Below are 22,509 nucleotides of genomic sequence, written 5' to 3'. Positions count from 1 at the left end.
GGGAATCCTTGGTGACCAGCCGTAGCTCGTTCCTGATCGTGGCGAACCGCCTGCCGGTGGACCGCACGGTAGGGCCTGACGGAACGGCATCGTGGCGTCGAAGCCCTGGAGGACTGGTCACCGCCATCGCCCCGGTCATGCAGCGCCGCAAAGGCGCCTGGCTCGGCTGGCACGGCGCCGCCGACGAACTCCTGGAGCCGTTCGAGAACGACGGCATGGACCTCATCCCCGTCCCGCTGACCTCGGAAGAGGTCGAGCTCTACTACGAGGGCTTCTCCAACTCGACGCTCTGGCCGCTCTACCACGACGTGGTCGCACCGCCGGTGTTCGAACGCGAGATGTGGGAGTCCTACCGCACCGTCAACGAGCGCTTCGCGCAGGCCGCCGCCGAGGTCGCCGAGCAGGGCGCGGTCGTGTGGGTGCAGGACTACCAGCTGCAGCTGGTGCCCGCGATGCTCCGCAAGATGCGGCCGGACCTGCGCATCGGGTTCTTCCTGCACATCCCGTTCCCGCCCGTCGAGCTGTTCTGGCGGCTGCCGTGGCGGCGCGAGCTGGTCGAAGGGCTGCTCGGGGCGGACCTGGTCGGCTTCCAGCTCCCCGGCGGGGCGGCCAACTTCCGGATGCTGTGCAGGCGGCTGCTCGGCCTGCCGTACAAGAGCAACGAGATCTTCCTGGAGGACCGGGTCGTCACCACCCAGGCGTTCCCGATCTCCGTCGACTTCTCCGAGCTGGACACGCTCGTGCGCGAGCCGCACATCATGCACCGGGCCAAGGAGATCCGGGTCGAGCTCGGCGATCCCGAGCACGTGCTGCTCGGCGTCGACCGGCTCGACTACACCAAGGGCATCGGCCAGCGGCTCGAAGCCTTCGGGGAACTGCTGCGCGATGAGAGCCTGGCCCCGGGCGAGGCGGTGTTCGTGCAGATCGCGACGCCCAGCAGGGAGCGGGTCGAGGAGTACCGGCGGCTGCGCGACGACATCGAGCTGCAGGTCGGCCGGATCAACGGCGAGCACTCGGTGCTGGGGGCCCAGCCGGTCCAGTACTTCCACCAGTCCTATGACCGGGAGGAACTCGCGGCGCTCTATCTGGCCGCCGACATCATGGTCGTGACGCCGCTGCGCGACGGGATGAACCTCGTGGCCAAGGAGTACGTCTCCTGCCACCACGATCTGCAGGGCGCGCTGGTGCTGAGCGAGTTCGCCGGGGCCGCCTCCGAGCTGCGCTCGGCGTACCTGGTCAATCCGTACGACGTGGAGGGACTCAAACGGGAGATGATGGCCGCCATGAACGCCTCGCCGCACGAGCTGGCCCGGCGGATGCGCACGATGCGGCGCCGGGTGGCCACCTACGACGTCGACCGCTGGGCCAGCGAGTTTCTCACGGCTTTGGAGTCTTGAGCGCCTTCCAGGCGTCGTAGCGCTTCTTCGCGGTCTTGTTGACCACGATCTGCGCCACCGACATGCCGACGCCCATCACGACCGCGTAGCCGATGGCCTCACCCATGCTGACCTCGGGGGACTCCGAGTCGATCGGGGGCTCCTTGCCCGTCGCCTTGACCCAGACGATCCCGAGCAGCTTCCTGGCCGCCCAGGCCGTCACCAGACCCACCAGACCGCCGATCACCCGCCACGCGACATCCGGCTTGTCGTCCGCCATCCTGATCACTCCTTCGCCTATGTAACGAACACTAGTCTCTAGCTTCTGCGAGCCGTGCGAAGCCGTACCATAAGGAGGCATGACTCAACAGCGACTACGCCATGCCGCCATGCCGGAGAAACCGACTCTCGACGGCCTGGAGCAGGTATGGGTAGCCCGCTGGGAGGACGAAGGCGTCTACCGCTTCGACCGTACCCGTGAGCGGCCGGAGATCTTCTCGATCGACACCCCGCCGCCCACCGTCTCCGGCTCGCTGCACGTCGGACACGTCTTCTCCTACACCCACACCGACATCATGGCCCGCTACAAGCGGATGGCGGGCTACGAGGTCTTCTACCCGATCGGCTGGGACGACAACGGCCTGCCCACCGAACGCCGGGTGCAGAACGTCTACGGCGTGCGCGGCGACGCCTCCCTGCCCTACGACCCGGAGTTCGCTCCACCGGACAAGCCGGGCAAGCGGGAGATCCCCATCTCGCGGCGCAACTTCGTCGAGCTGTGCCACAAGCTGACCGCCATCGACGAGCAGGCCTTCGAGGAGGTCTGGCGGCGCGTCGGCCTGTCGGTCGACTGGTCGCTGCTCTACACCACGATCGGCGACGACTCCCGCGCGGTGTCGCAGCGCGCCTTCCTGCGCAACCTCGCGCGCGGCGAGGCCTACCTCGCCGAGGCGCCGACGCTCTGGGACGTCACCTTCCGCACCGCCGTCGCCCAGGCGGAGCTGGAGGATCGCGAGTGGCCCGGCGCCTTCCACCGGATCTCCTTCTACGGCGACCAGGGGCCGGTCTTCATCGAGACCACCCGGCCCGAGCTCATCCCCGCCTGCGTGGCGCTGGTGGCCCACCCCGACGACGAGCGCTACAAGCCGCTGTTCGGCACGAGCGTGCTCACGCCGCTGTTCGGCGTCGAGGTGCCGATCGTGGCCCACCGCCTGGCCGAGATGGACAAGGGCTCCGGCATCGCGATGATCTGCACCTTCGGCGACGTCACCGACGTCACCTGGTGGCGCGAGCTGGGGCTGGCCACGCGGTCGGTCATCGGCTGGGACGGGCGCCTGCTGCCCGAGCCGCCGGAGGGCGTGGACGGCGAGCCGTACAAGGAACTGGCCGGCAAGACCGTCCACAGCGCCCGCGAGCGGATCGTGGAGATGCTGCGCGAGTCCGGCGACCTCGACGGCGAGCCCAAGCCCGTCCAGCGCACGGTGAAGTTCTACGAGCGCGGCGACAAGCCGCTGGAGATCGTCACCACCCGCCAGTGGTACATCCGCAACGGCGGGCGCGACCAGGCGCTGCGCGAGCGGCTGCTGGAGCGCGGGCGGGAGCTGAAGTGGCATCCGCCGCACATGCGGGTGCGCTACGACAACTGGGTCGAAGGGCTCAACGGCGACTGGCTCATCTCCAGGCAGCGCTTCTTCGGCGTGCCGTTCCCCGTCTGGTACAAGCTCGACGGCTCCGGCAACCGGCTGCACGACGAGCCGATCCTGGCGCCGGAGGAGATGCTGCCGGTCGACCCGTCCTCGGACGTGCCGCCCGGCTACACCGAGGACCAGCGCGGCGTGCCCGGCGGCTTCGCCGGCGACACCGACGTCATGGACACCTGGGCCACGTCCTCGCTGACGCCGCAGCTCGCCGGCCGCTGGGAGACCGACGACGACCTGTTCCGCCGGGTCTTCCCCATGGACCTGCGCTCGCAGTCGCACGAGATCATCCGCACCTGGCTGTTCGCCACGGTGACCCGCTCGCACCTGGAGTTCGGCGGCCTGCCGTGGAGCGACGCGGCGGTGTCGGGGTGGATCCTCGACCCCGACCGCAAGAAGATGTCCAAGTCCAAGGGGAACGTCGTCACCCCGATGGCGCTGCTGGAGCAGTACGGCTCCGACGCCGTGCGCTACTGGGCCGCCAACGGCCGCTATGGCGTGGACACCGCCTTCGACCCCGGCCAGCTCAAGGTCGGCCGCAGGCTGGCCATCAAGATCCTCAACGCCTCGAAGTTCGTGCTCGGCTTCGGCGAGGTCGGCGGCGAGGTGACCGAGGCGCTGGACCTGTCCATGCTGGCCGCGCTGGACGAGGCCGTCGGCGAGGCGGGCCGGGCCTTCGAGTCCTACGACCACACCAGGGCCCTTGAGGTCGCCGAGCGGTTCTTCTGGTCGTTCTGCGACGACTATCTGGAGCTGGTCAAGGCGCGGGCGTACGAGGGGGACGCCTCGGCGATCGTGGCGCTGCGGCGGGCGCTGGAGACGCAGTTGCGGCTGTTCGCGCCGTTCCTGCCGTTCGTCACCGAAGAGGTCTGGTCGTGGTGGCGCGAGGGCTCGGTCCACCGGGCCGCGTGGCCGCAGGCCGCCCCCGGCGCCGGCGACCCCGCCGTGCTGACCGTGGCCTCGGAGATCCTGCGCCGGGTGCGCAAGGCCAAGTCCGAGGCCAAGCAGTCGATGCGGGCCGAGGTGTCCAGGCTGACCGTCACCGGCCCCGAGGTGGCGCTGGTACGGCTGGCCCAGGACGACCTCTGCGGCGCCGGCAACGTCGAGGAGTTCGTCCTGGAACCGGGAGAGTCGCTCACCGTCGAGGTGGAGCTCGGCTAGTAGTCGCACACCCCCGCCGGGAAGACCGCGTCCAGCCGCGCGCGCTCGGCGGGGGCCGGGTTCCACGTGCCGTACAGGCCGCGGGCGATCGCCTTGGCGACCGGCTGCAGCCGGCACTTGAAGACCCCGCCCTCGATCGGGCCGCCCGCGACGATCCGGCTCGTCGAGTACAGCGGGAACGCCTTCGTGCAGGCGCCCGGCTCGCGGCGGTCGAGGATGCCGTTCCACACGCCGCGGCCGGCCGCGATCTGCGTGCCGTCGGTGGCGAAGCAGCGGTCCACCGCCAGCGGCGGCTTGTTGCCGGACACCCCGCGCCACGGGCGCTCGCGGATGTTGGCCATCCACGCGTCGATGACCTCCAGCGCCTGCGGCGTCTGGTCGAAGCGCGGCCCGTCAGGCCGGGCGTCGGTGAACCAGATCACCTGGTTGCCGGCGTCGCCGTCATGGTCGAGCATCCGCCGCCGCGAGGCGAACGACTGGTGGCTGTTGTGCATGTCGAGCTGGTCCTCCAGGTAGTGGCGCCAGTCGATGACCGGGATGTCGATGTCGCCCCTGAAGACCAGGCCGCTGCGCTCGACGTTGCGGATCGCGACCGGGTCGCCGGTCCTGCGGCCGGGGCCGATGTTGCGGGCGCTCCACGGGTCCCAGTCGGCCGGGCAGGCGGCCGGGACGAACGGGCAGCCCTCCTGGACCATGTCGCGCGACTCCTTCCACGAGCCCGCCTTCTCGTTGACGTCCAGGAACTCCTCCGGCGTGATGACGCCGTCGCGCAGGGCTTTCAGGCCGTACTGCACGCCGACGTTGTCCCAGGGGGAGCGGGCGTAGCCGTCGGGGCCGACGCCGTAGACGTTCTTGAGGTCTTCCCAGTGGGTCCAGTGGACGGTGTCCTTGACGCCCGGCGGGTCCATCTTGGCCCACTCGGGGTCGTTGTCGTCGGTCCACTTCGGGTTCATGGCCAGCGGGGTCAGGCCGCGCCAGCCGATCACGCACTCGCTGGCGCCCGGCTGCCTCGTGTACGGGTTGGCGACGGTGTCGCTGGCGTTCAGGCCGATCAGGGCGGTCCTGGAGTTCCAGTTCGCCCAGCGCGGGGTGGCGTCCATGTAGCGTTCGAGCAGCTCGCAGTCGCCGATGTGGATGGTCTGGGTGACCATGTCGGGATAGGAGTACTGGGGGATGGCGGCGTCGATGATCCGGTCGCCGTGGTTCTGGGCGTAGACGTACTGCTGGATGGCGCCGCCCGAGCCGCCCACGCCCACGGTGTAGAGCGGCCTGCCGTACAGCTCGATGAAGCGTTCCTTGACCATCAGGGCGGTCTCGCCGCCGACGATCAGGTTGTAGTGGGTCGAGGTACGCGTGCCGGAGGAGTGCAGGATCGCGTAACCCAGGCCCAGGCCGTGCGGGTCGAGGGCGCTGCCGCCGAGCGTGCCCTGGTCGCGGCCGATCGCGACGCCGCCGTCGAAGCGGTACATGGCCCGCTGGTTCCAGCCGCCCTCCACGACCGCGATCGAGTAGAGGAAGCGGTTGACGACGCCGCGCTCGCGCTTGACCACGAAGTCGACGGTGCGCCCGTCGAGCAGCTTCGTCGTGGACATGTCGGCCGGGCGTTCGGCGGGCATCGGCTTCCACTGGCCGCCGGTCGAGCGGTAGATCCGGTCGGTGACCGACGGGGCGAAGCAGTCCTTGCTCCAGCCGCCCTCGACCCGGTAACCCTGCCGGTCCTGGTTGTCGGCCACGGGCGGGCCGAGGCCCGTGCGCTCGGTCTTGCAGACGAACGGGTACTGCTGTGGGCCCGAGAAGATCGGTCCCGAGATCGGGTGGTTGCGCAGCCGCAGCACGTCCCGGTACGGCCGCGCCGTCGCGGTGACCAGGTTCTCGCCCGAGCGCAGGCCGGTCACCAGGCCGGTCGCCGTCCTGCCGCCCGGGTCGGGGGCGAAGGCCGAGGTCACGTCCTCGCCGTTGCGCAGCACTTTCAGCCGCGGGGCGAGTCTTACCCTCAGCAGGGCGTCGCCGCCGCTCACCTGGTCGGCGCGGCTGGAGAGCACCTCCAGCGCGAGGCCGCCGCCCGCGTGGGCGGGCAGGGCGGTGAGACCGGACAGCGCCATGAGGAGCGCCACTAAGATCGGGACAGCCTTCATGCGTCGAACGTGACATGGGCCGCTGACCTTGCCCAGGCCCGAATATCTGCGCGCATCTGTCGGTGGGACGTGCCAGTCTTGAACACGTGTTCTCCGACCGACTGACGAAACTCGTGCCGCCCGTCCTGGCCCGCATGGCGGCGTGGAGTGCCTGCCTGATCCTCGTCGGCGTGGTCGTCTACGTCTTCGCGCAGGTCATCGCCAGGCTGAGCTTCGTGGCGCTGCCGGTGGCGATCGCGCTGCTGCTGGCCGCCCTGCTCTATCCGTTGACGCGCTTCTTCCGCGGGGTCGGGCTGCGCCCGATCTACGCCACCTGGCTGACGATGCTGGTGGCGCTGGCCATCCTGGGCGGCACCGGCTGGCTGGTGGGCACGCGGGCCAGCGAGGAGTTCCCGCAGCTCGCCAAGCAGATCACCGCGACGATCAACAACGTGCGCGACTGGATGCTGGTGGGGCCGCTGCATCTCAGCGAGGCCGAGCTCAGCAAGTGGACCGGGCAGATCACGAGCTGGATCACCCAGCAGCAGGCGGCGCTGACCAGCACCGCTCTGGCCGCCGGTCAGGTCTTCGTGGAGATCCTGGCCTCGATCGTGCTGCTGCTGTTCGTCACGTTCTTCCTGCTCAAGGATGGCGACCGGATCTGGGGCTGGTTCCTGAAGGGCTTCGGCAGCATGGCGCCGCGGGTCGACAGGGCCGGCACCGCCGCATGGGTCACGATCTCCCACTACGTCCAGGGCACGGTCGCGGTCGCCGCGGTGCACGGCGTGATCATGGGCATCGTGCTGGCCGGGCTGGGGGTGCCGCTCTGGGCGGCGCTGGCCGTACTGATCTTCCTGGCCAGCTTCATCCCGATCGTCGGCATCTTCTTCGCCGGCACCGTGGCCACGCTTGTCACGCTCGGTTCGGTCGAGCCGTGGAAGGCGCTGGTCTTCCTCATCGTGCTCATCGTCGAGCAGCAGCTGGAAAACCACGTGCTGCAGCCTCTGATCGTCGGGCGGGCGCTCAACTTCCACCCGCTGGCGATCATCCTGGTGCTGGCGATCGGCGGCATCATGGGCGGCATCGCGGGCGCGGTCGTGGCGGTCCCGGTGGCCGCCGTCATCTACCGGGCGCTGCCCGAGCTGCGCCACGATCCGCCGCAGGAACTCCCGCCCGCCGACCCGTCCACGCCGCGGGCGCCCGCGAAGCCCACTCCCGGCAAGCCCGGCGCCTCCACACCGGAAGCGCCCACGGAGCCTGGCGCCCCCGCGCCGGAAGCGTCCGCCGAGCCCGGTGCGGCCGCCGAGGACGTGGCGGTCTCCGGCAAGGAGTAACCTCGTCACCCGTGACACGTTCCTCCCTGACCACGCCTCCCGAGGGCGCGGACCAGCCGAAGGCGCACCTCAACGCGCCCCCGCCGGGTTCGGCGCTCGGCTCCCACTACAGCCGGTGCTTCGGCTGCGGCGCCGACCACCCGACCGGACTCCACCTCGCCGCCCGCACGCCCGACGGGGCCACGGTCGAGGCGGAGTTCACCGTCGGCACGGCCCACCAGGGAGCGCCGGGGCTGGCGCACGGCGGCGTGCTCGCCGCGGCGATGGACGAAGTCATCGGAATGTCCATCTGGCTGTTCCACAAGCCGTATGTCACGGCCCGCCTGGAGACCGACTACCTCCTCCCGGTTCCCGTGGGCACGACACTCCACCTGCGTGCCTGGTGCACCGGTGTGGCGGGGCGGAAGGCGTACCTTGAGGCTGAGGGGCGCGTGGGCGCCCCCGACGGCCCGGTCGCCGTCCGCGCCGCGGCGCTGTTCGTCGAGGTGAACATGGAGCACTTCGCGCGGCACGGCGACGCCGAGGCCATGGCGGCCGAACATCACGAGTACGAGGTGAACCCGTGAGCGGGAGCGAGTCCGGCGCAGTGGACGGGAGGCGCGCGAGCCTCGCGCGCCCGACGGACACGGAGGTCCTGATCCAGCGGCTCGACCGCGAGCTGCCGCCGCCGTCCTATGCCCATCCGGGCGACGCCGGCGCCGACCTCTACGCCGCCGAGGACGTCGAACTGCTGCCCGGCGAGCGCGCGATGGTCGGCACCGGACTGGCGATCGCGCTGCCCGACGGCTACGCCGCGTTCGTGCACCCGCGCTCCGGCCTGGCCGCCAAGCACGGCGTGACCCTCGTCAACGCCCCCGGCACCGTCGATGCCGGATACCGTGGCGAGATCAAGGTGACGCTGATCAACACCGACACCAAGAACGCCTTCCGCCTGCGCCGCGGCGACCGGGTCGCCCAGCTGGTCATCCAGCGTGTGGAGCGCGCCGCCTTCGCCGAGGTCGAGCGCCTGCCCGGATCGGCACGCGGCAACGGCGGCTTTGGTTCTACCGGACGTTAAGGAGTGAGGAACGTGTTCCGACGCAAGCGTCGCGAGCAGGAGCCGGTCGCCGAGGAATCGGCGGCACGCGAGCCCGGCCGCGAGTCGGGTCCCTGGGACGCCGACGAGACGCACCCGGAGTCAGACCGGATCGACCTGGGTGGCCTGCGGGTCCCGCACCACCCGGCCTTCGACATCCGCCTGGCCGCCATGGGCGACCAGCACGTCAGCGTGATCGCCCTTTACGAGGAGAGCACGCTGCAGGTCCAGGCGATGGCCGCGCCCAAGTCCTCCGGCCTGTGGGACGAGGTACGCACCAAGATCACCAGCACCGCGAGCGGCCTGTCCGTGAGCGAGGGCCCGCTGGGTGCCGAGCTGAGGGGCGAGGTCGAGTCCGACGGCGAACGCCGCCAGATCCGCTACCTCGGCGTCGACGGCCCGCGCTGGCTGCTGCTGGCCATCATCAGCGGCCGGGCCGCCCTCGACGAGAAGGTCGCGGAGGAGTTCCTCGACTTCATCAGGGACATCGTCGTGGTGCGCGGCAGCGACCCGATGGCCAGGGAAGAGGCGATCCCGCTGCGCCGTCCCAACGAGAACACCCCGGAACAGGACGCGCCCGACCCCGGGCTCAACCCGTTCCAGCGAGGACCTGAAATCAGTGAGATTCGCTGACGCCTCTCATCACATAAGCTGAGTCATCATGACGAGTACGGCAGAGCCCCACAAACGCGGGGGATTGCGCGGCTTCTTCAGCCGGCTTGCCTCCCCGCAGTCCGAGATCGAAGCTCAGGAACTGCGGGAGGACGCCGACCAGGCCGGCGCCACTCCCATCGTCAGGTGCGGCGGCCGACGCCGCTTCTGCGTAGCCGGTACGCTACGTACCGTGACGCTGCGTCCCCGAGGTGGGGCGCCCGCGCTGGAGGCCGAGCTCTACGACGGGTCCGACGTGATCGACCTCGTCTGGCTCGGCCGCCGAAGGATCGCGGGCATCGAACCCGGTCGCATCGTCAAGGCCGAGGGCCTGGTCAGCATGCAGGACGGGCGCAAGGTGATGTTCAATCCACGATACGAACTGCGTCCAGGGAGCTGATCAGGTGAGCGCCGAGGCCGAGGAAGTCGCCCACGACACCGTCGAGTCGGCGGTGCGCGCCCAGCTCAGCAAGGCACTGGGCGGCGTGCGTGGCATGATCGAGGCCGCGGTGCCCACGATCGCCTTCACCGTCACGTGGATCACCACGGAGCAGCTGAAAACCTCGCTCATCGTCAGCATCGCGCTGGCGGTGCTGCTGCTCCTGGCGCGCCTCGTGCAGCGCTCCACGCCGCAGTTCGTGATCAACAGCCTCATCGGCATCGCCATCGGCGCCTTCTTCGCCAGCCGCTCGGGTGACGCGAAGGCGTACTTTCTCCCCGGAATCCTCTGGAACGCCGGCTACTCGGTGGCGATGCTCATCTCGATCGTGACCCGCTGGCCGGTCGTGGGCTTCCTCATCGGCTCGGTCACGGGCGACCCGACGGCCTGGCACAAGGACCCGGGGATCGTGCGGCTGTGCACGCGGCTGACGTGGTTGCTGATGGTGCCGTGCGTGGTGCGGGTGGCGGTGCAGTTGCCCGTCTACCTGTACGGAGGCGACGAGGCGGTGGCGGCGCTGGGCATCACCAAGATCCTGATGGGCTGGCCCCTCCAGGTCGCCGCCCTGGCCGCCATGCTCTGGCTCCTGGGCCGCGGCCGCACGCCCATCAAGCCGTCGATTGCCTGATCTTCTTTTTCTGGTTGCTGTGTGCGGCTAGGGGTGTGTGGCGGTTCTTTCCGGCCCTTTTTCCGTTACGGCCGGCCCCAGCCACCCCCACCCGCCGCACAGGGCCGGGCCCCGTCCAGGGGAACGGCCGTCCAGCGTGCGTGGCCGGCCGCCGCTACGACCGCCCCGCCGGCCACCCGACGCTGCTCCGGAAACCCCGGGCACACGTGTTTGTCAGCGGTAGCCGGGTTCGGGGCGGGCGTTATGGTGGCCCGCCCCGCACGCTGGACGGCCGTGTCCCTGGACAGAGGCCGGCCACGTGCGGCGGGTGGGGGTGGCTGCGGCTTGCCGTAACGGATGGTGGGGCTTGAAGGGAAAGTCAGTGAGAGGACAGCAGGTGCGCTAGATCTTGCTCGACTTCTTGGTTGGCGACGAAGAGGAGCTCGTCGCCGGCTTCGAGCGGGTCGTCGGCGGTGGGGACGAGGACGCGGCCCTCGCGGAGGATGGCGACCAGGGCCGAGTCCGTGGGCCAGGGGACCGAGCCGGCGCGCTGGCCCACCACCGGGGCGTCGTCGGCCAGTGTGAGCTCCACCAGGTTCGCCTGCCCCTGGCGGAACGTCATCAACCTCACCAGATCGCCCACGCTCACCGCCTCTTCCACCAGCGCGGACAGCAGGCGCGGCGTGGAGACGGCGACGTCCACGCCCCAGGACTCGTTGAACAGCCACTCGTTCGACGGGTGGTTGATGCGGGCCACGACGCGCGGCACGCCGTACTCCGTCTTGGCCAGCAGTGAGACCACGAGGTTGACCTTGTCGTCTCCGGAGGAGGCGACGACGACGTGGCAGTTGTTGAGCCCGGCCTCGTCGAGGGAGGAGATCTCGCAGGCGTCGGCGAGCAGCCATTCGGCGCGCGGCACCGTGTCGATCTTGATGGCCTTGGGGTCGATGTCGATGAGCAGGACCTCGTGGCCGTTCTCCAGGAGTTCGGCGGCGATGGAGCGGCCGACGGCTCCGGCGCCGGCGATGGCGACGCGCATCAGTGGTCCTGTTCCGGCGCCGCGGCGAGCACCTTGTTGATCCGGTCCATGTCGTTTTCTGCGGCGATGACGTGCAGGATGTCGCCTTCCTGGACCATGGTCTCGCGCTTGACGACCAGGGCCTCGCCCATGCGGTTGACGAACGCGATCCGGGCCCCGGCCCGCTCTTCGAGGTCGACGACGCGGGTGCCGACCCAGGCGGCGTTCACCGTGACCTCGGCCAGGATGACGGTGCCGGTGGGGTCGCGCCAGAGGGGTTCCGCGCCCTCGGGCAGGACGCGGCGCAGGATCTGGTCGGCGGTCCAGCGCACGGTGGCGACCGTGGGGATGCCGAGCCGCTGGTAGATCTCGGCCCGGCGGGAGTCGTAGATGCGGGCGACGACGTTGTCGACGCCGAACGTCTCGCGGGCGACGCGGGCGGAGATGATGTTGGAGTTGTCGCCGCTGGAGACCGCCACGTAGGCGGCGGCCGACTCGATGCCGGCCTCGATGAGGACGTCGCGGTCGAAGCCGACGCCGGTGACGCGGCGGCCGCGGAATCCGGCGCGCAGGCGGCGGAACGCCTGCGGGTCCCGGTCGATGATCGCGACCGAGTGGCCGTTGTCCTCAAGGATGTGGGCGATGGTCGATCCCACCCGGCCACAACCCATGATCACTATATGCATACTCTCCGCCGTCCGCGGGTTGGCAGGTCTCGTGTATCAGTATGGCCTGATAAGGGAGCGCCGTAACTGCCGGGCGGGAGGAGAGGGCTAGCATCGGTTTACGTGGCGAAGGTAACGGATCTCCTGAAACGCGTCCTGGTCGGCAGGGCGCTGCGCAGCGGTCAGCTGCATGAACAGCTGCTTCCCAAACGCATCGCACTCCCCGTGTTCGCGAGTGACGCCCTGTCCTCGGTGGCCTACGCGCCACAGGAGATTCTGGTCATCCTTTCGCTGGCGGGTGTGTCGTTCTACCACTTCAGCCCATGGGTAGCCATCGCCGTCATCATCGTGATGCTCACGGTGGTCGCCTCGTACCGGCAGAACGTCCACGCCTACCCCAGCGGCGGCGGCGACTACGAGGTCGCCACCACCAACCTCGGCAAGAACGCCGGCCTGACCGTGGCCAGCGCGCTCATGGTGGACTACGTGCTGACGGTGGCCGTCTCGGTCGCCAACGGCGTCGACTACGTGGGCGCGACGGTGCCGTTCGTGGCCGAGCACAAGCCCACGGTCGCCATCGCCATCGTCATTCTGCTCACGGTCGTCAACCTGCGCGGCATCAGGGAGTCGGGCGCCGCCTTCGCCATCCCGACCTACGCGTTCATGGCCGCGGTCATCGGCATGATCGTCTGGGGCGGCATCCGGCTGCTGGTCCTCGACGACGACCTCAAGGCCCCCACCGCCGACTACGGGATCGTGGCCGAGCAGACGAACCTGACCTCCTTCGCCGCCGCCTTCCTGATCCTGCGCGCCTTCTCCTCCGGCTGCGCCGCCCTCACGGGCGTCGAGGCCATCAGCAACGGCGTGCCCGCCTTCCGCAAGCCCAAGAGCAGGAACGCCGCCACCACGCTGCTCATGATGGGCCTGGTCGCGATCACGATGTTCGGCGGCATCATCGCGCTCGGCCTGGTCTCCGGCGTGAAGGTCTCCGAGCACCCGGCGCTGGACATCCTCATCGACGGCAAGTCGGCCGGCGAGAGCTACTACCAGCAGCCGATCATCTCCCAGGTGGCCGACGCCGTCTTCGGCAGCGGCTCGGTGCTGTTCGTGGTGATCTCGGCGGTGACCGCGCTGATCCTCTTCCTGGCGGCCAACACCGCCTTCAACGGCTTCCCGGTGCTCGGCTCGATCCTGGCCCAGGACCGCTACCTGCCGCGCCAGCTGCACACCCGCGGCGACCGGCTGGCCTTCTCCAACGGCATCGTCATCCTGGCGCTGGGCGCCTGCCTGCTGCTGTGGGGGTTCCAGGCCGACGTGAGCCGCCTGCTCAACCTCTACATCGTCGGCGTCTTCGTCTCGTTCACGCTCAGCCAGACCGGCATGGTCATCCACTGGACGCGCCACCTGAAGACCGAGACCGATCCCCGCGTACGCCACCAGATGCACCGCTCGCGGACGATCAACTTCTTCGGCGGCATCATGACCGGCCTGGTGCTGATCGTGGTGCTGCTGACGAAGTTCCTGGTCGGCGCGTGGATCGTGTGCATCGCGATGCCGATCCTGTTCCTGATGATGAAGGCGATCCGCCGCCACTACGACAACGTCGCCGCCGAGCTGGAGATCACCGAGGAGTACGAGCCGTCGATGCTCCCGGCCCGCAACCACGCGATCGTGCTCGTCTCCAAGGTGCACAAGCCGACCATGCGCGCCCTCGCCTACGCCCGCGCCACCCGCCCGTCCACGCTGGAGGCCATCACCGTCGGCGTCGAGGGCGACGAGGCCCGCCGCCTGCAGGAGGAGTGGGAACGGCGAGGCATCCCCGTCCCGCTGAAGATGCTCGACTCGCCCTACCGGGAGATCACGCAGCCCATCCTCGACTACGTCAAGACGCTGCGCCGCCGCTCGCCCCGCGACGTCATCACCGTCTTCATCCCCGAGTACGTCGTCGGCCACTGGTGGGAGCACCTGCTCCACAACCAGAGCGCGCTGCGGCTCAAGGCGCGCCTGCTGTTCAAGCCGGGCGTGATGGTGACCAGCGTCCCGTGGCAGCTGCACTCCTCCGACCGGCTCAAGGGCCGTCCCGAGCCGTTCGCGCCGGGTTCCGTGCGCCGTCCCTGGCACCAGGTCATCAAGGACGAGCAGCTCACGGGGAAGAACGAGCGCTGACCAGCGCGTGGAGGCGGGCGGTGTCGGCGGCGCTCCAGCCGTCCGGCGCGGCGATGGCCGCCCAGCCTTCCACCACGTTCGCGCCGTAGACGTGGCCGTGCCCGGCCGGGACGTTCAGCGCGACCGACATGTCCCCCAGCACCTGCCAGAACGTCACCAGCGGGAACCAGTTCATCTGCGGATTGACGTCCGGCCCGCGCGGCGCGGTCAGCCACTCCGGCTTGGCGTAGATGAGGTCGGTCGACCACCACACGACCGGGTCGGAGGCGTTCTGCAGATACACCACGCGCGGCCGCTCCCACGGCCCCGGCGGCCAGGACAGGTCATCCGGATACTGCCCGAAGCGCACCGTCCTGCCCTGCTCGTACACCGGCCGCCACACCGGGCTGTCCGGCTCACGCCCCGCGGTCACCGCCCGCCAGATCGGGTTGGCGTCCGGCGGCCCCACGAACAACGCCCCGTCGGCCCTGCTCACCAGGTCCGGCAGGTCGCGGAAGGCGCCTTCGAGCTCGAAGCTGCCCAGGCTCTCCCCTGACAGGACCAGCAGCGGCCGTTCGCCCGGCGGCAGCCGTTCCCACCGCGCGCGCACCGCGTCGAACAGCGCCGCGCCCGCCCGCGCCGCCTTGCCGCGGTCCACCAGGAACGACACCCAGCTCGGCAGGTAGGAGTACTGCAGGGCGACCATCGCGCTGTCGCCGTTGTACATGTACTCCAGGCTGTCGGCGATCTGCTCGTCCACCCACCCCGTGCCCGTCGTCCCCAGCACCGCGAGCACCGGGCGCGCGAACGCGCCCGTCCTTTCCAGCTCCCGTACGGCCAGCGCCGCCTGGGCCGCCGGTGTGGGAGCCGCCTGCAGGCCCACGTAGACCCGGATCGGCTCGGCGGGCCGCTTCCCGGAGAAGGCGCGCAACCGGGGCGTCGCGATCGCGCTCCCGGTGAAGTTGCGGCCCTCGCGCCCCAGGGCGTCCCAGCCCACCAGCGAACCCGCGCCGCCGGACACCTTCACCGAACCCGGTCGCCGCACCCCGGGATCGGTGGTGCCGTTGGCGACCGACGAGGCGTCGTTGACCGCGTTGACGAACCCCGAGAACAGCACGTCGTTGGCCAGCACCCCGACGACGGCGGTCACGATGACGATTCCGGTGGCCTGGGCGATGGGCACCGGGACGAAGCGGTCCAGCCAGGTGATCAGTTTGCGGCCGCCGAGCCGTACCGACCGGGCCAGGAGCAGGAAGAGCGCGAACAGCGCGACGCTCAGCGCCAGGATCGCCGGCGGGAACCAGGTGATCTGCCTGGTCATCCCCATGAGCGCGCGCAGGTCGCCCTGCCAGCCGAGGCTGTACCACAGCGTCACGCCCGCCAGCGTGGCGCACACCGCGATCAGCACCCGCCAGGCCAGCACCCGCCCCCGCTCGGGCAGCCCGTAGCCGATCAGCGCCCGTCCCGCCGCGCCCGCGCTCGCGCCCACGGCGTAGCCGATGATGCCGGTGACCCCGCCCATCGCGCCCTGCATGACCCACGGCCTGGGCAGCAGCGTCGGGGTGAGCGAGGCGCAGAAGAACAGCGTGGCGGCCAGCGTGCCCCCGAACCCGAGCCGCCGTCGTACCACCCGCCCCTCGTGCATGGTTACATAGCGTAGTTAAGGTGGTGCTCGGTGGAGTCGGCCGGGTGAGGGCCTAGGCTGTACTGCTGTGGAACAGGCAACTCTCGAGCTGACGGTAGGCCCGGTCGCGCATGGCGGCTGGTGCGTGGCACGCCATGAGGGGCGGGTGGTGTTCGTACGCCACGCACTGCCCGGAGAGCGAGTCCGTGCCCGGGTCACCGAGGAGACGACCCGGTTCCTGCGCGCCGACGCCGTCGAGATCCTCCAGGCCTCGCCCGACCGGGTCGTGCCGCCGTGCCCGTACGCCGGTCCCGGCCGGTGCGGTGGGTGCGACTGGCAGCATGTCACGCTGGAGGCGCAGCGGGCCATGAAGGCCGACGTGGTCGCCGAGCAACTGCGCCGCCTGGCCGGGATCGAGCGCGAGATCGTGGTGGAGGAGGTTCCTGGGGCCAAGGACGGGCTCGGGTGGCGTACCCGCGTCCAGTTCGCCGCCACGCCCGGCGGCGAGCTCGGCTTCCGCCACCACCGCTCCCACGACATCGAGGTCGTCGACGCCTGCCTCATCGCCCACCCCGAGGTGGAGGCGGTGGGCGCCGAGGCGCACAACTGGAAGGGCGCCGCCGGGGTGGAGGTCATCGCGTCGTCGAGCGGCGAACGCAACGTCGTCATCGCGCCCCGCCCGCGCCGCACCGTCGCCGTCCCCGACCTGGAGGCACCCGCCTCCATCCTCGTCAACCAGGGCAAGGGCCGCAGCGACGCCCGTCACGGCTCCGGCAACCTCCACGAGCGGGCGGACGACCGCGAGTTCCGGGTGACGGGCAGCGGCTTCTGGCAGGTGCACCCCGGCGCCGCGGAGACCCTCCTGGACGCCGTCCTCACCTACGGCCAGCCCGAACCCGGCGAATGGGCGCTGGACCTGTACTGCGGCGTGGGCCTGTTCGCCGCCGCGCTGGCCGAGCGGGTGGGCGACGAGGGCGCCGTCTTCGGCCTCGAATCGGAGGCCGCCGCCGTCCGCGACGCCCGCGCCAACCTGCGCGACCTCCCCCAGGCCAGGGTGGAGAGAGGCCGGGTGGAGGAAGCCCTGGACCGCTTCCAGATCGAACGCGCCGACCTGGTGGTCGTCGACCCGCCCCGCTCGGGCCTGGGCCGCGAGGTCGTGGACCGCATCGCCTCGCTGGAGGCGGCCAGGATCGTCTACGTCTCCTGCGACCCGGCGACCCTGGCCCGCGACCTGGCCTGGCTGGACGAACGCGGCTACCCCCTCACCGACCTGCGCGCCTTCGACGCCTTCCCGATGACCCACCACGTGGAGTGCGTGGCCCTGCTGGTCAAGGCCTAGAAAGAGGCTTTGACCAGCAGGTACGCAACAACACTCAACCCCGGCGTCGACCCGGGCCGTGGGGGTTCCTGTGGGCCGGCGACCATCACGGACTAGCTGGATACAGGAACAGCTCTGCCCATCACCTGGGCAGAGCGACTGCAGACGCCCAGGCGGCCGGGAGCCCCACTCTGGCCGTCTCGGGGGCGGGGCCATAGGTCGGGGCGGACCCCTTGACGATTGTTCACCATTGATTGATTAGCGTTGCGGACCCGAATCCAATCAATCGTCCAACGGTAGACCTTGGGAGTCAGCAACTGTCAGGGGGGCGGCAAAGGCTGCCCTCGTTCCACAAGGGAGTGTGCATGCGCAAGATCATGCTCGTCGCGGCTGCGGCCGTGATCGCGGTGAGTGCAACCGGCGCCCTGCCCGCGCAGGCGTCGGCCAAGGCAGCCCTCGATTGCCCGAGTGGAAGTTTCTGCCTCTACGACGGCAACGGTGTCAGGTTCTATTCCGTGCCTCTGATCTGCGCGTTCGTCAACATCGGAGCCCAGGGTCTAGGCGACCGTGCCCGCGCGGCCAGGAACAACACCACGGTCCCGGTCAATCTCGCGAACTGGAACGGGAGCGCCTGGGTGCACATCACCCAGGTGCCTAGGAACGGCGGCGAGAGCTTCCTCCCGGCGCCCCCGACCACGGACGGCGTTCATTACATCTGCTAGTCAGCAAGGCATTCGAGACCACACGCGCCGCGCGTAGGTCCCGGCAAGAGCCCGTCCCCTCCGTGCGGCACCGGGGACGGGCTTCCTACGGCGCATCGCCGCCCTGACCGGCGATCGACACGACTACGTCGAAGGATCCAGGCCAGAAGGGGCGCTGACGACGCATGAGTGACGCACGATCATGAAGCGGCAGGAGATCGACCGGAGCAGGCTCAAGGTCACGAGCCGCCGGCAGATCGCCCAGCTACGGGCTCAGCGAGCCCACCAGCGGCAATGGCGCAAAGCTCAGAACCTTGTCCGGCTGGGCAGGAAGATTCACTTATTCGTGCTGACGGCGCTGCTGGCCGCCATGGTGATCGCGCTGGTGCTCGGGCTGGGAGGGGTGTTCGAGAACCCGCCGTAGCCGGAATCCGTCGGAGCCGGGTGGCTCGATCGGTGCGCGGCGCCATGTGATGATCAGCGATCGCAGCCCGGCCGCGGCGGTCATGCCCGCGGCCAAGAAGCCGGCGACGGGCCAGGGCATGGGCCGTTCTCCGGTGATCCACGCCGCCGTCACATAGAGGGAGAAGAACGCCGCCCCGGAGGCGACAGGCGTCACGAGGGGGTGGTGTGTGAGCTGCCGATGCCACCAGGCGAACGCCCTGGCCGGAGGCCGCAGGGCCGTCGCGATCGCCACGAGGACCTTCTCGATCGCCGTCATGCCAGGGCTACAGCCAGCCCATGCGCTGGGCGGTGCGGATGGCCTCCAGGCGGTTCTGGGCGTTGAGTTTGGTCATGGCGCTGGACAGGTAGTTGCGGACGGTGCCTTCTGTCAGGTGGAGTTCGGTGGCGATGCGGGAGATGGGGGCGCCGTCGCCGGCCAGGCGCAGGGCGTCGCGTTCGCGTTCGGTCAGCGGGCTGTCGCCGGCGGCCATCGCGGCGGCGGCCAGTTCGGCGTCGAGGTAGCGGCCGCCGGCCATCACCTTGCGGATGGCCATCGCCAGCTCTTCGGCGGAGGCGTCCTTGCCCAGGAATCCGCTGACTCCGGCGGCCATCGCGCGGCGCAGGTAGCCGGGGCGGCCCAGGCTGGTCAGGATGACGATCTTGCACTGGTCGCTGATCTGCTCGGCGGCGGTCAGGCCGTCCATGCCGGGCATCTCGATGTCGAGGACGGCCACGTCGGGGTTGTGGGCCCGGACCGCGGGGACCACCTCGTCGCCGCGGCCGACCTGGGCGACGACCTCGATGCCGTCCTCAAGGTCGAGCAGGGCGGCGAGGGCGCCGCGGATCAGGTGCTCGTCGTCGGCGAGCAGTACGCGCGTGGTCATACCGCGGCCCGCAGCAGGTAGACGCCGTCGGCGGCGCCGGCGCTCAGCGTGCCGCCCGCCGCGCTCAACCGCTGGGACAGGCCGCGCAGCCCGCCGGGCTCGCCGGCGTCCGCCGAGATCCCGTCGTTGGACATCTCCAGCACCCCATTCTTGATCGTGATCGTGCACCGCTGGGCGGTGCTGTGCTTGAGGATGTTGGTGGCACCCTCGCGTACCACCGCGGCCAGCAGCGTGCGGGCCTCGGCGGGCAGGTCGCCGGTGTCGTCGGTGTCGATCGCGCAGTGCACGTCCGCCGCCTCCAGCACGGCGCGCACGCTCGCGAGCACCTCGCCGAGGTCGAGCGCCCGATAGTTCTGTACGGCGGTGCGAACCTCCCGCAACGACCGCCTGGCCAGGTCCCGTACCTCGAACATCTCCGCCGCCGCCCGCTCGGGGTCGGCGCCCAGCGTGCTCTCGGCCCGCCCGGCCCCGGCGGCGATGTCGGCGAGGCTCTGCCCGAGCAGGTCGTTGAGGTCGCGGGCGAAGCGCAGCCGTTCCTCCGACACGGCCAGCGCCGCCTTGGCCTCCTGGCCTTCGTGGGCCTCCTGGGCGATCCGCCAGATCCGGACGTTGGCCAGCGTGCCGCCGGTCACGATCACCAGCAGGACCAGCAGGATGCCCAGGGCCGGGAGACCGCCGAGAACGGCCACGAACACGCCGGTCAGGGCGGCGACGACGGCGGCCGTGGTCCAGAAGACGCGTCTGCTCAGGAACGGCGACGCGATCGCCAGCCACACCGGCACCAGCCAGAACATGGTGAAGGCGGTGAACACGAGCGCGATGACGGCGGTGACCGCCAGAAGCAGGGTCGGCCGCCGCCCGCCGCGGGTCGCGATGCGCAGGGGCCGGGTGGACAGGGCGTAGAAGACCACGAGCACGACGAGGAAGGCGATGATCGCGGGCTTGGGCGCCCAGTTCTCCTCCAAGGCGAGGCCGAGCTGGGCGAGGCTGAGGAAGGCGGTCAGGTTGATGAAGTCGCAGGAGTACAGGACCAGCCACCGGATCCTGTCGAGCTTGCTGGCCCGGATCATGCCGGCACCGCCGCGCGCAGGAGGAACTCGTCCGAGCCCGTGGCCGAGGCGGAGAACGTGCCGCCGGCGGCGGTCAGCCGTTCCGACAGGCCGCGCAGGCCGCTGCCGGTCATGCGCTGGGGTCCCTTCACGCCGTTGTTGCGGATCTCCAGCACGCCCCGGTCGATGGTGATGGAGCAGCGCGTGGCCGTACTGTGCTTGAGGATGTTGGTGGCGCCCTCGCGTACCGCCCACGCGAGCAGCGAGCGGGCGGCGGGCGACAGGTCGTCGGTGCCGGCCTCGATCGTGCAGCGGGCGCCGGCGGCCTCCAGGGCGGCGCGTACGGTGGCCAGTTCGCGAGACAGGTCGAGCGAGCGGTAGCCCTCGACGGCGGCCTGGACCTCGGCGAGCGCACCCCCGGCCAGCTCGCGGACCTGGGCCATCTCGCCCGCGGCGCGGCCGGTGTCCTTGGCCGACAGCTTCGCCGCAAGTTCGCTCTTGAGGCTGATCACCGACAGGCTGTGGCCGAGCAGGTCGTGCAGGTCGCGGGCGAAGCGCAGCCGTTCCTCGGCGACGGCCAGGCGGGACTTGGCGGTCTGGCTCTCGTGCGCCTCCCTGATCGTGCGCCCGAGCCACACCCACAGCCACATGGCCAGCGGGGTCAGCACCAGGGTGACCGCCTCGCCCAGCACGGCCAAGGGCACGGAGATCTGGGCGACGAGGATGGTTACGGGGATGGTGATGGCGGCCAGGGCCGTACCGACGGCGACGCTCACCCGCCACGGGAAGTGGATCGCCACGCCGGCCAGCCACAGACCGGCGACGATCTCCCAGGTGCTGACACCGAGCCCCGGCGGGATGAGCGCGACCGCGGCCAGCATGGCCACCCCCGAGACGACCAGCAGGACGGTGGGCCTGGGCTTGTCGTCGTAGGCGGCGCGCAGGATGAACGGGAAGAGGGCGAACTGCGTCAGCAGGAGCGCGATGACCAGCAGCGCGTGTCCAGCGGAGATCGTGCGGTTGCCGACGAGGCCGAGCAGCATGAAGACGAAGGCGACCGCGATGAACGCGATCATGCCGTCCATCCAGTAGAGCAGCACTTTCCTGGCCAGCTCCGGCCGGGCCGCCATCAAACGCTCCTCCTCCGGCAAATACCCCCTGACCGGAGAATCTTACTGTTCACGCACGGGTGCGCCAGAGGATTCGGGACACGGCCTGCGGTGGGGCGGCTCCGCGCAGCGACAGCCAGGCCAGCTCGTAGCGGGCGGCGAACGTCGTCAGCTTGCGCGCGTCGATCTCGCCGAGGTCGCCGGGGCCGCGCAGGACCGAGGTGAGCGCGAGGCTTCGCCACGCCTGGGCGGGGTCGGTGATCCCCAGCGTCCGCGTGACCTGCCCATGAGCCGCCCGTACGGCTTCCGCCACCCGCCGCATCCGGCCCTCGGGCGCGTCACGGGGCTCGATGGCGGCCAGCAGGTTCACCGTGGAGATCCGGGCACCGGCGTCGTGGGTGAGCTTGAGCAGTGCCGCGTCGCGTTCTGACAGCCCGCCGGGCCCCAGCGGGAAGGTGAAGGTGAGATGCAGCGGCCGCTCCTGCTGCAGCGCGCGCAGCGCTCTGGCCCGGCGCAGCACCACGTCGGCGTTGGCGCTGTCGCGGATCTCGAAGTCGGCGAAGCGGGCGTCGAACGCGCTCACCACCCGGCGGTAGGCGGCGGTCAGCGAGGTGGTGCCGTCGCAGGCGTCGGCCAGTTCCCTGCCCGCGGGGCCGCCGAAGGACAGGCCGGCGTCGGCGCCGCCGGCGCGCAGCTTGCCGATGCGGTTGGCGACCGGGTTGCTGCCGGGGTCGAGCTTGCCGCCCCATTTGGGCACGCAGCCGTCGCCGCCGGAGACCACGTGGCCGAGCGCGTACCAGCGCACGCCGGTGCGGCGGCTGTGGTCGGGCAGGTCGAACTCGGGCGTGCGGGCGGTGTCGACGAACGCCAGGAACGCGCTGGGCCCCTCGGCGGCTAAAGGCCGCGGGGTGGCGGTGACCGTCGGCGGCGGGGGCTTGACGGGGGCGGCCACCGGGGTCTCGGGGGTGGCCTGGGCCGGGAGCAGCCATACGGCCACGCCGGTGGCGGCGGCCAGAGCCAGGGCCGCCGCCATCACGATGGAGCGCGGGGGAGTGCCCGGCTCTCTGTTGCGCCGGCTGTTCGGCATAAGCGACCCTT

The 22,509-nt window shown here is 70.5% G+C and carries 21 protein-coding genes; 11 read left to right on the top strand and 10 right to left on the bottom strand.

Translation table 11 applies throughout. The annotated features are described in order from the left end of the window. Nucleotides 1–11 precede the first annotated feature (11 nt). Nucleotides 12–1,397, top strand: a complete 1,386-nt coding sequence (locus ACFWY5_RS13335; RefSeq protein ID WP_379609720.1) for a trehalose-6-phosphate synthase — start codon at nucleotides 12–14, stop codon at nucleotides 1,395–1,397. Here ACFWY5_RS13335 and ACFWY5_RS13330 read toward each other — a convergent pair. Beyond that, nucleotides 1,378–1,656, bottom strand: a complete 279-nt coding sequence (locus ACFWY5_RS13330; protein WP_379609721.1) for a DUF4235 domain-containing protein — start codon at nucleotides 1,654–1,656, stop codon at nucleotides 1,378–1,380. The two genes, ACFWY5_RS13335 and ACFWY5_RS13330, sit on opposite strands and share 20 nt — an antisense overlap. A gap of 79 nt (nucleotides 1,657–1,735) precedes the next feature. Here ACFWY5_RS13330 and valS point away from each other — a divergent pair, with 79 nt between their 5' ends. Beyond that, nucleotides 1,736–4,234 (top strand): valine--tRNA ligase, encoded by a 2,499-nt coding sequence (valS, locus tag ACFWY5_RS13325; RefSeq protein WP_379631945.1) that lies wholly within the window; start codon nucleotides 1,736–1,738, stop codon nucleotides 4,232–4,234. Here valS and ACFWY5_RS13320 read toward each other — a convergent pair. Then, nucleotides 4,231–6,369: a DUF6351 family protein gene (locus ACFWY5_RS13320; protein ID WP_379631943.1), complete on the bottom strand. Its 2,139-nt coding sequence runs from the start codon at nucleotides 6,367–6,369 to the stop codon at nucleotides 4,231–4,233. The genes valS and ACFWY5_RS13320 overlap by 4 nt on opposite strands. A gap of 86 nt (nucleotides 6,370–6,455) precedes the next feature. On the opposite strand from ACFWY5_RS13320, the gene ACFWY5_RS13315 reads away from it, so the two are divergent. Genes ACFWY5_RS13315 through ACFWY5_RS13290 form a run of 6 tightly spaced genes read left to right on the top strand, consistent with a single transcriptional unit; the run spans nucleotide 6,456 to nucleotide 10,475 of the window. Next, a complete protein-coding gene (locus tag ACFWY5_RS13315) occupies nucleotides 6,456–7,682 on the top strand; it encodes an AI-2E family transporter (RefSeq protein WP_379631941.1) in 1,227 nt (408 codons plus the stop codon). 11 nt (nucleotides 7,683–7,693) lie between these two features. Further along, a complete protein-coding gene (locus tag ACFWY5_RS13310) occupies nucleotides 7,694–8,248 on the top strand; it encodes a PaaI family thioesterase (RefSeq protein ID WP_379631939.1) in 555 nt (184 codons plus the stop codon). A gap of 20 nt (nucleotides 8,249–8,268) precedes the next feature. Next, nucleotides 8,269–8,739 (top strand): dUTP diphosphatase, encoded by a 471-nt coding sequence (gene dut / locus ACFWY5_RS13305; protein WP_379609747.1) that lies wholly within the window; start codon nucleotides 8,269–8,271, stop codon nucleotides 8,737–8,739. A gap of 12 nt (nucleotides 8,740–8,751) precedes the next feature. Then, on the top strand, nucleotides 8,752–9,390 hold the full coding sequence (locus ACFWY5_RS13300) for a DUF3710 domain-containing protein (RefSeq protein WP_379609726.1): 639 nt from the start codon (nucleotides 8,752–8,754) through the stop codon (nucleotides 9,388–9,390). A gap of 28 nt (nucleotides 9,391–9,418) precedes the next feature. Further along, the gene (locus ACFWY5_RS13295; protein WP_184971835.1) at nucleotides 9,419–9,808 is read left to right on the top strand and encodes an OB-fold nucleic acid binding domain-containing protein; all 390 of its coding nucleotides are present in this window, start codon (nucleotides 9,419–9,421) and stop codon (nucleotides 9,806–9,808) included. A 4-nt stretch (nucleotides 9,809–9,812) separates the two neighbouring features. Next, the gene (locus ACFWY5_RS13290; RefSeq protein WP_379609727.1) at nucleotides 9,813–10,475 is read left to right on the top strand and encodes a DUF3159 domain-containing protein; all 663 of its coding nucleotides are present in this window, start codon (nucleotides 9,813–9,815) and stop codon (nucleotides 10,473–10,475) included. A gap of 358 nt (nucleotides 10,476–10,833) precedes the next feature. Here the strand turns inward: ACFWY5_RS13290 and ACFWY5_RS13285 are convergent, their stop codons facing one another. Further along, nucleotides 10,834–11,493 carry a potassium channel family protein gene (locus ACFWY5_RS13285; RefSeq protein ID WP_379609728.1) on the bottom strand — a complete coding sequence of 220 codons (660 nt, stop codon included), beginning with the start codon at nucleotides 11,491–11,493 and terminating at the stop codon, nucleotides 10,834–10,836. Further along, the gene (locus ACFWY5_RS13280; protein ID WP_379609729.1) at nucleotides 11,493–12,158 is read right to left on the bottom strand and encodes a potassium channel family protein; all 666 of its coding nucleotides are present in this window, start codon (nucleotides 12,156–12,158) and stop codon (nucleotides 11,493–11,495) included. The genes ACFWY5_RS13285 and ACFWY5_RS13280 overlap by 1 nt, the downstream gene beginning before the upstream one ends. 102 nt (nucleotides 12,159–12,260) lie before the next feature. Here ACFWY5_RS13280 and ACFWY5_RS13275 point away from each other — a divergent pair, with 102 nt between their 5' ends. Beyond that, the gene (locus ACFWY5_RS13275) at nucleotides 12,261–14,303 is read left to right on the top strand and encodes an APC family permease (RefSeq protein WP_379631936.1); all 2,043 of its coding nucleotides are present in this window, start codon (nucleotides 12,261–12,263) and stop codon (nucleotides 14,301–14,303) included. Here ACFWY5_RS13275 and ACFWY5_RS13270 read toward each other — a convergent pair. Continuing rightward, a complete protein-coding gene (locus tag ACFWY5_RS13270) occupies nucleotides 14,281–15,927 on the bottom strand; it encodes an alpha/beta hydrolase (RefSeq protein WP_379631934.1) in 1,647 nt (548 codons plus the stop codon). The two genes, ACFWY5_RS13275 and ACFWY5_RS13270, sit on opposite strands and share 23 nt — an antisense overlap. An 88-nt stretch (nucleotides 15,928–16,015) precedes the next feature. Here ACFWY5_RS13270 and ACFWY5_RS13265 point away from each other — a divergent pair, with 88 nt between their 5' ends. Both ACFWY5_RS13265 and ACFWY5_RS13260 read left to right on the top strand, forming a co-directional pair. Beyond that, a complete protein-coding gene (locus tag ACFWY5_RS13265; RefSeq protein WP_379609748.1) occupies nucleotides 16,016–17,245 on the top strand; it encodes a class I SAM-dependent RNA methyltransferase in 1,230 nt (409 codons plus the stop codon). A 344-nt stretch (nucleotides 17,246–17,589) separates the two neighbouring features. Beyond that, nucleotides 17,590–17,946 (top strand): peptidase inhibitor family I36 protein, encoded by a 357-nt coding sequence (locus ACFWY5_RS13260; protein WP_379609732.1) that lies wholly within the window; start codon nucleotides 17,590–17,592, stop codon nucleotides 17,944–17,946. A 319-nt stretch (nucleotides 17,947–18,265) separates the two neighbouring features. On the opposite strand, the gene ACFWY5_RS13255 is transcribed toward ACFWY5_RS13260, so the two are convergent. From ACFWY5_RS13255 to ACFWY5_RS13235, 5 genes are read right to left on the bottom strand one after another with little or no spacing between them, the layout of a single operon-like run. Further along, entirely contained in the window at nucleotides 18,266–18,646 is a 381-nt protein-coding gene (locus tag ACFWY5_RS13255; RefSeq protein ID WP_379631932.1) for a hypothetical protein, read from the bottom strand. Nucleotides 18,647–18,653: 7 nt separating this feature from the next. Further along, nucleotides 18,654–19,253 carry a response regulator transcription factor gene (locus ACFWY5_RS13250; RefSeq protein ID WP_184971824.1) on the bottom strand — a complete coding sequence of 200 codons (600 nt, stop codon included), beginning with the start codon at nucleotides 19,251–19,253 and terminating at the stop codon, nucleotides 18,654–18,656. Next, nucleotides 19,250–20,323: a sensor histidine kinase gene (locus tag ACFWY5_RS13245; RefSeq protein WP_379631930.1), complete on the bottom strand. Its 1,074-nt coding sequence runs from the start codon at nucleotides 20,321–20,323 to the stop codon at nucleotides 19,250–19,252. The genes ACFWY5_RS13250 and ACFWY5_RS13245 overlap by 4 nt, the downstream gene beginning before the upstream one ends. Next, nucleotides 20,320–21,432 carry a sensor histidine kinase gene (locus ACFWY5_RS13240; protein WP_379609735.1) on the bottom strand — a complete coding sequence of 371 codons (1,113 nt, stop codon included), beginning with the start codon at nucleotides 21,430–21,432 and terminating at the stop codon, nucleotides 20,320–20,322. The genes ACFWY5_RS13245 and ACFWY5_RS13240 overlap by 4 nt, the downstream gene beginning before the upstream one ends. A gap of 49 nt (nucleotides 21,433–21,481) precedes the next feature. Then, nucleotides 21,482–22,498 carry a hypothetical protein gene (locus ACFWY5_RS13235; protein ID WP_379631928.1) on the bottom strand — a complete coding sequence of 339 codons (1,017 nt, stop codon included), beginning with the start codon at nucleotides 22,496–22,498 and terminating at the stop codon, nucleotides 21,482–21,484. Nucleotides 22,499–22,509: the final 11 nt, after the last annotated feature.

This window comes from Nonomuraea sp. NPDC059007 (assembly GCF_042740555.1).
Lineage (GTDB): Bacteria > Actinomycetota > Actinomycetes > Streptosporangiales > Streptosporangiaceae > Nonomuraea.
This window is presented reverse-complemented; position numbering and strand designations above follow the sequence as displayed.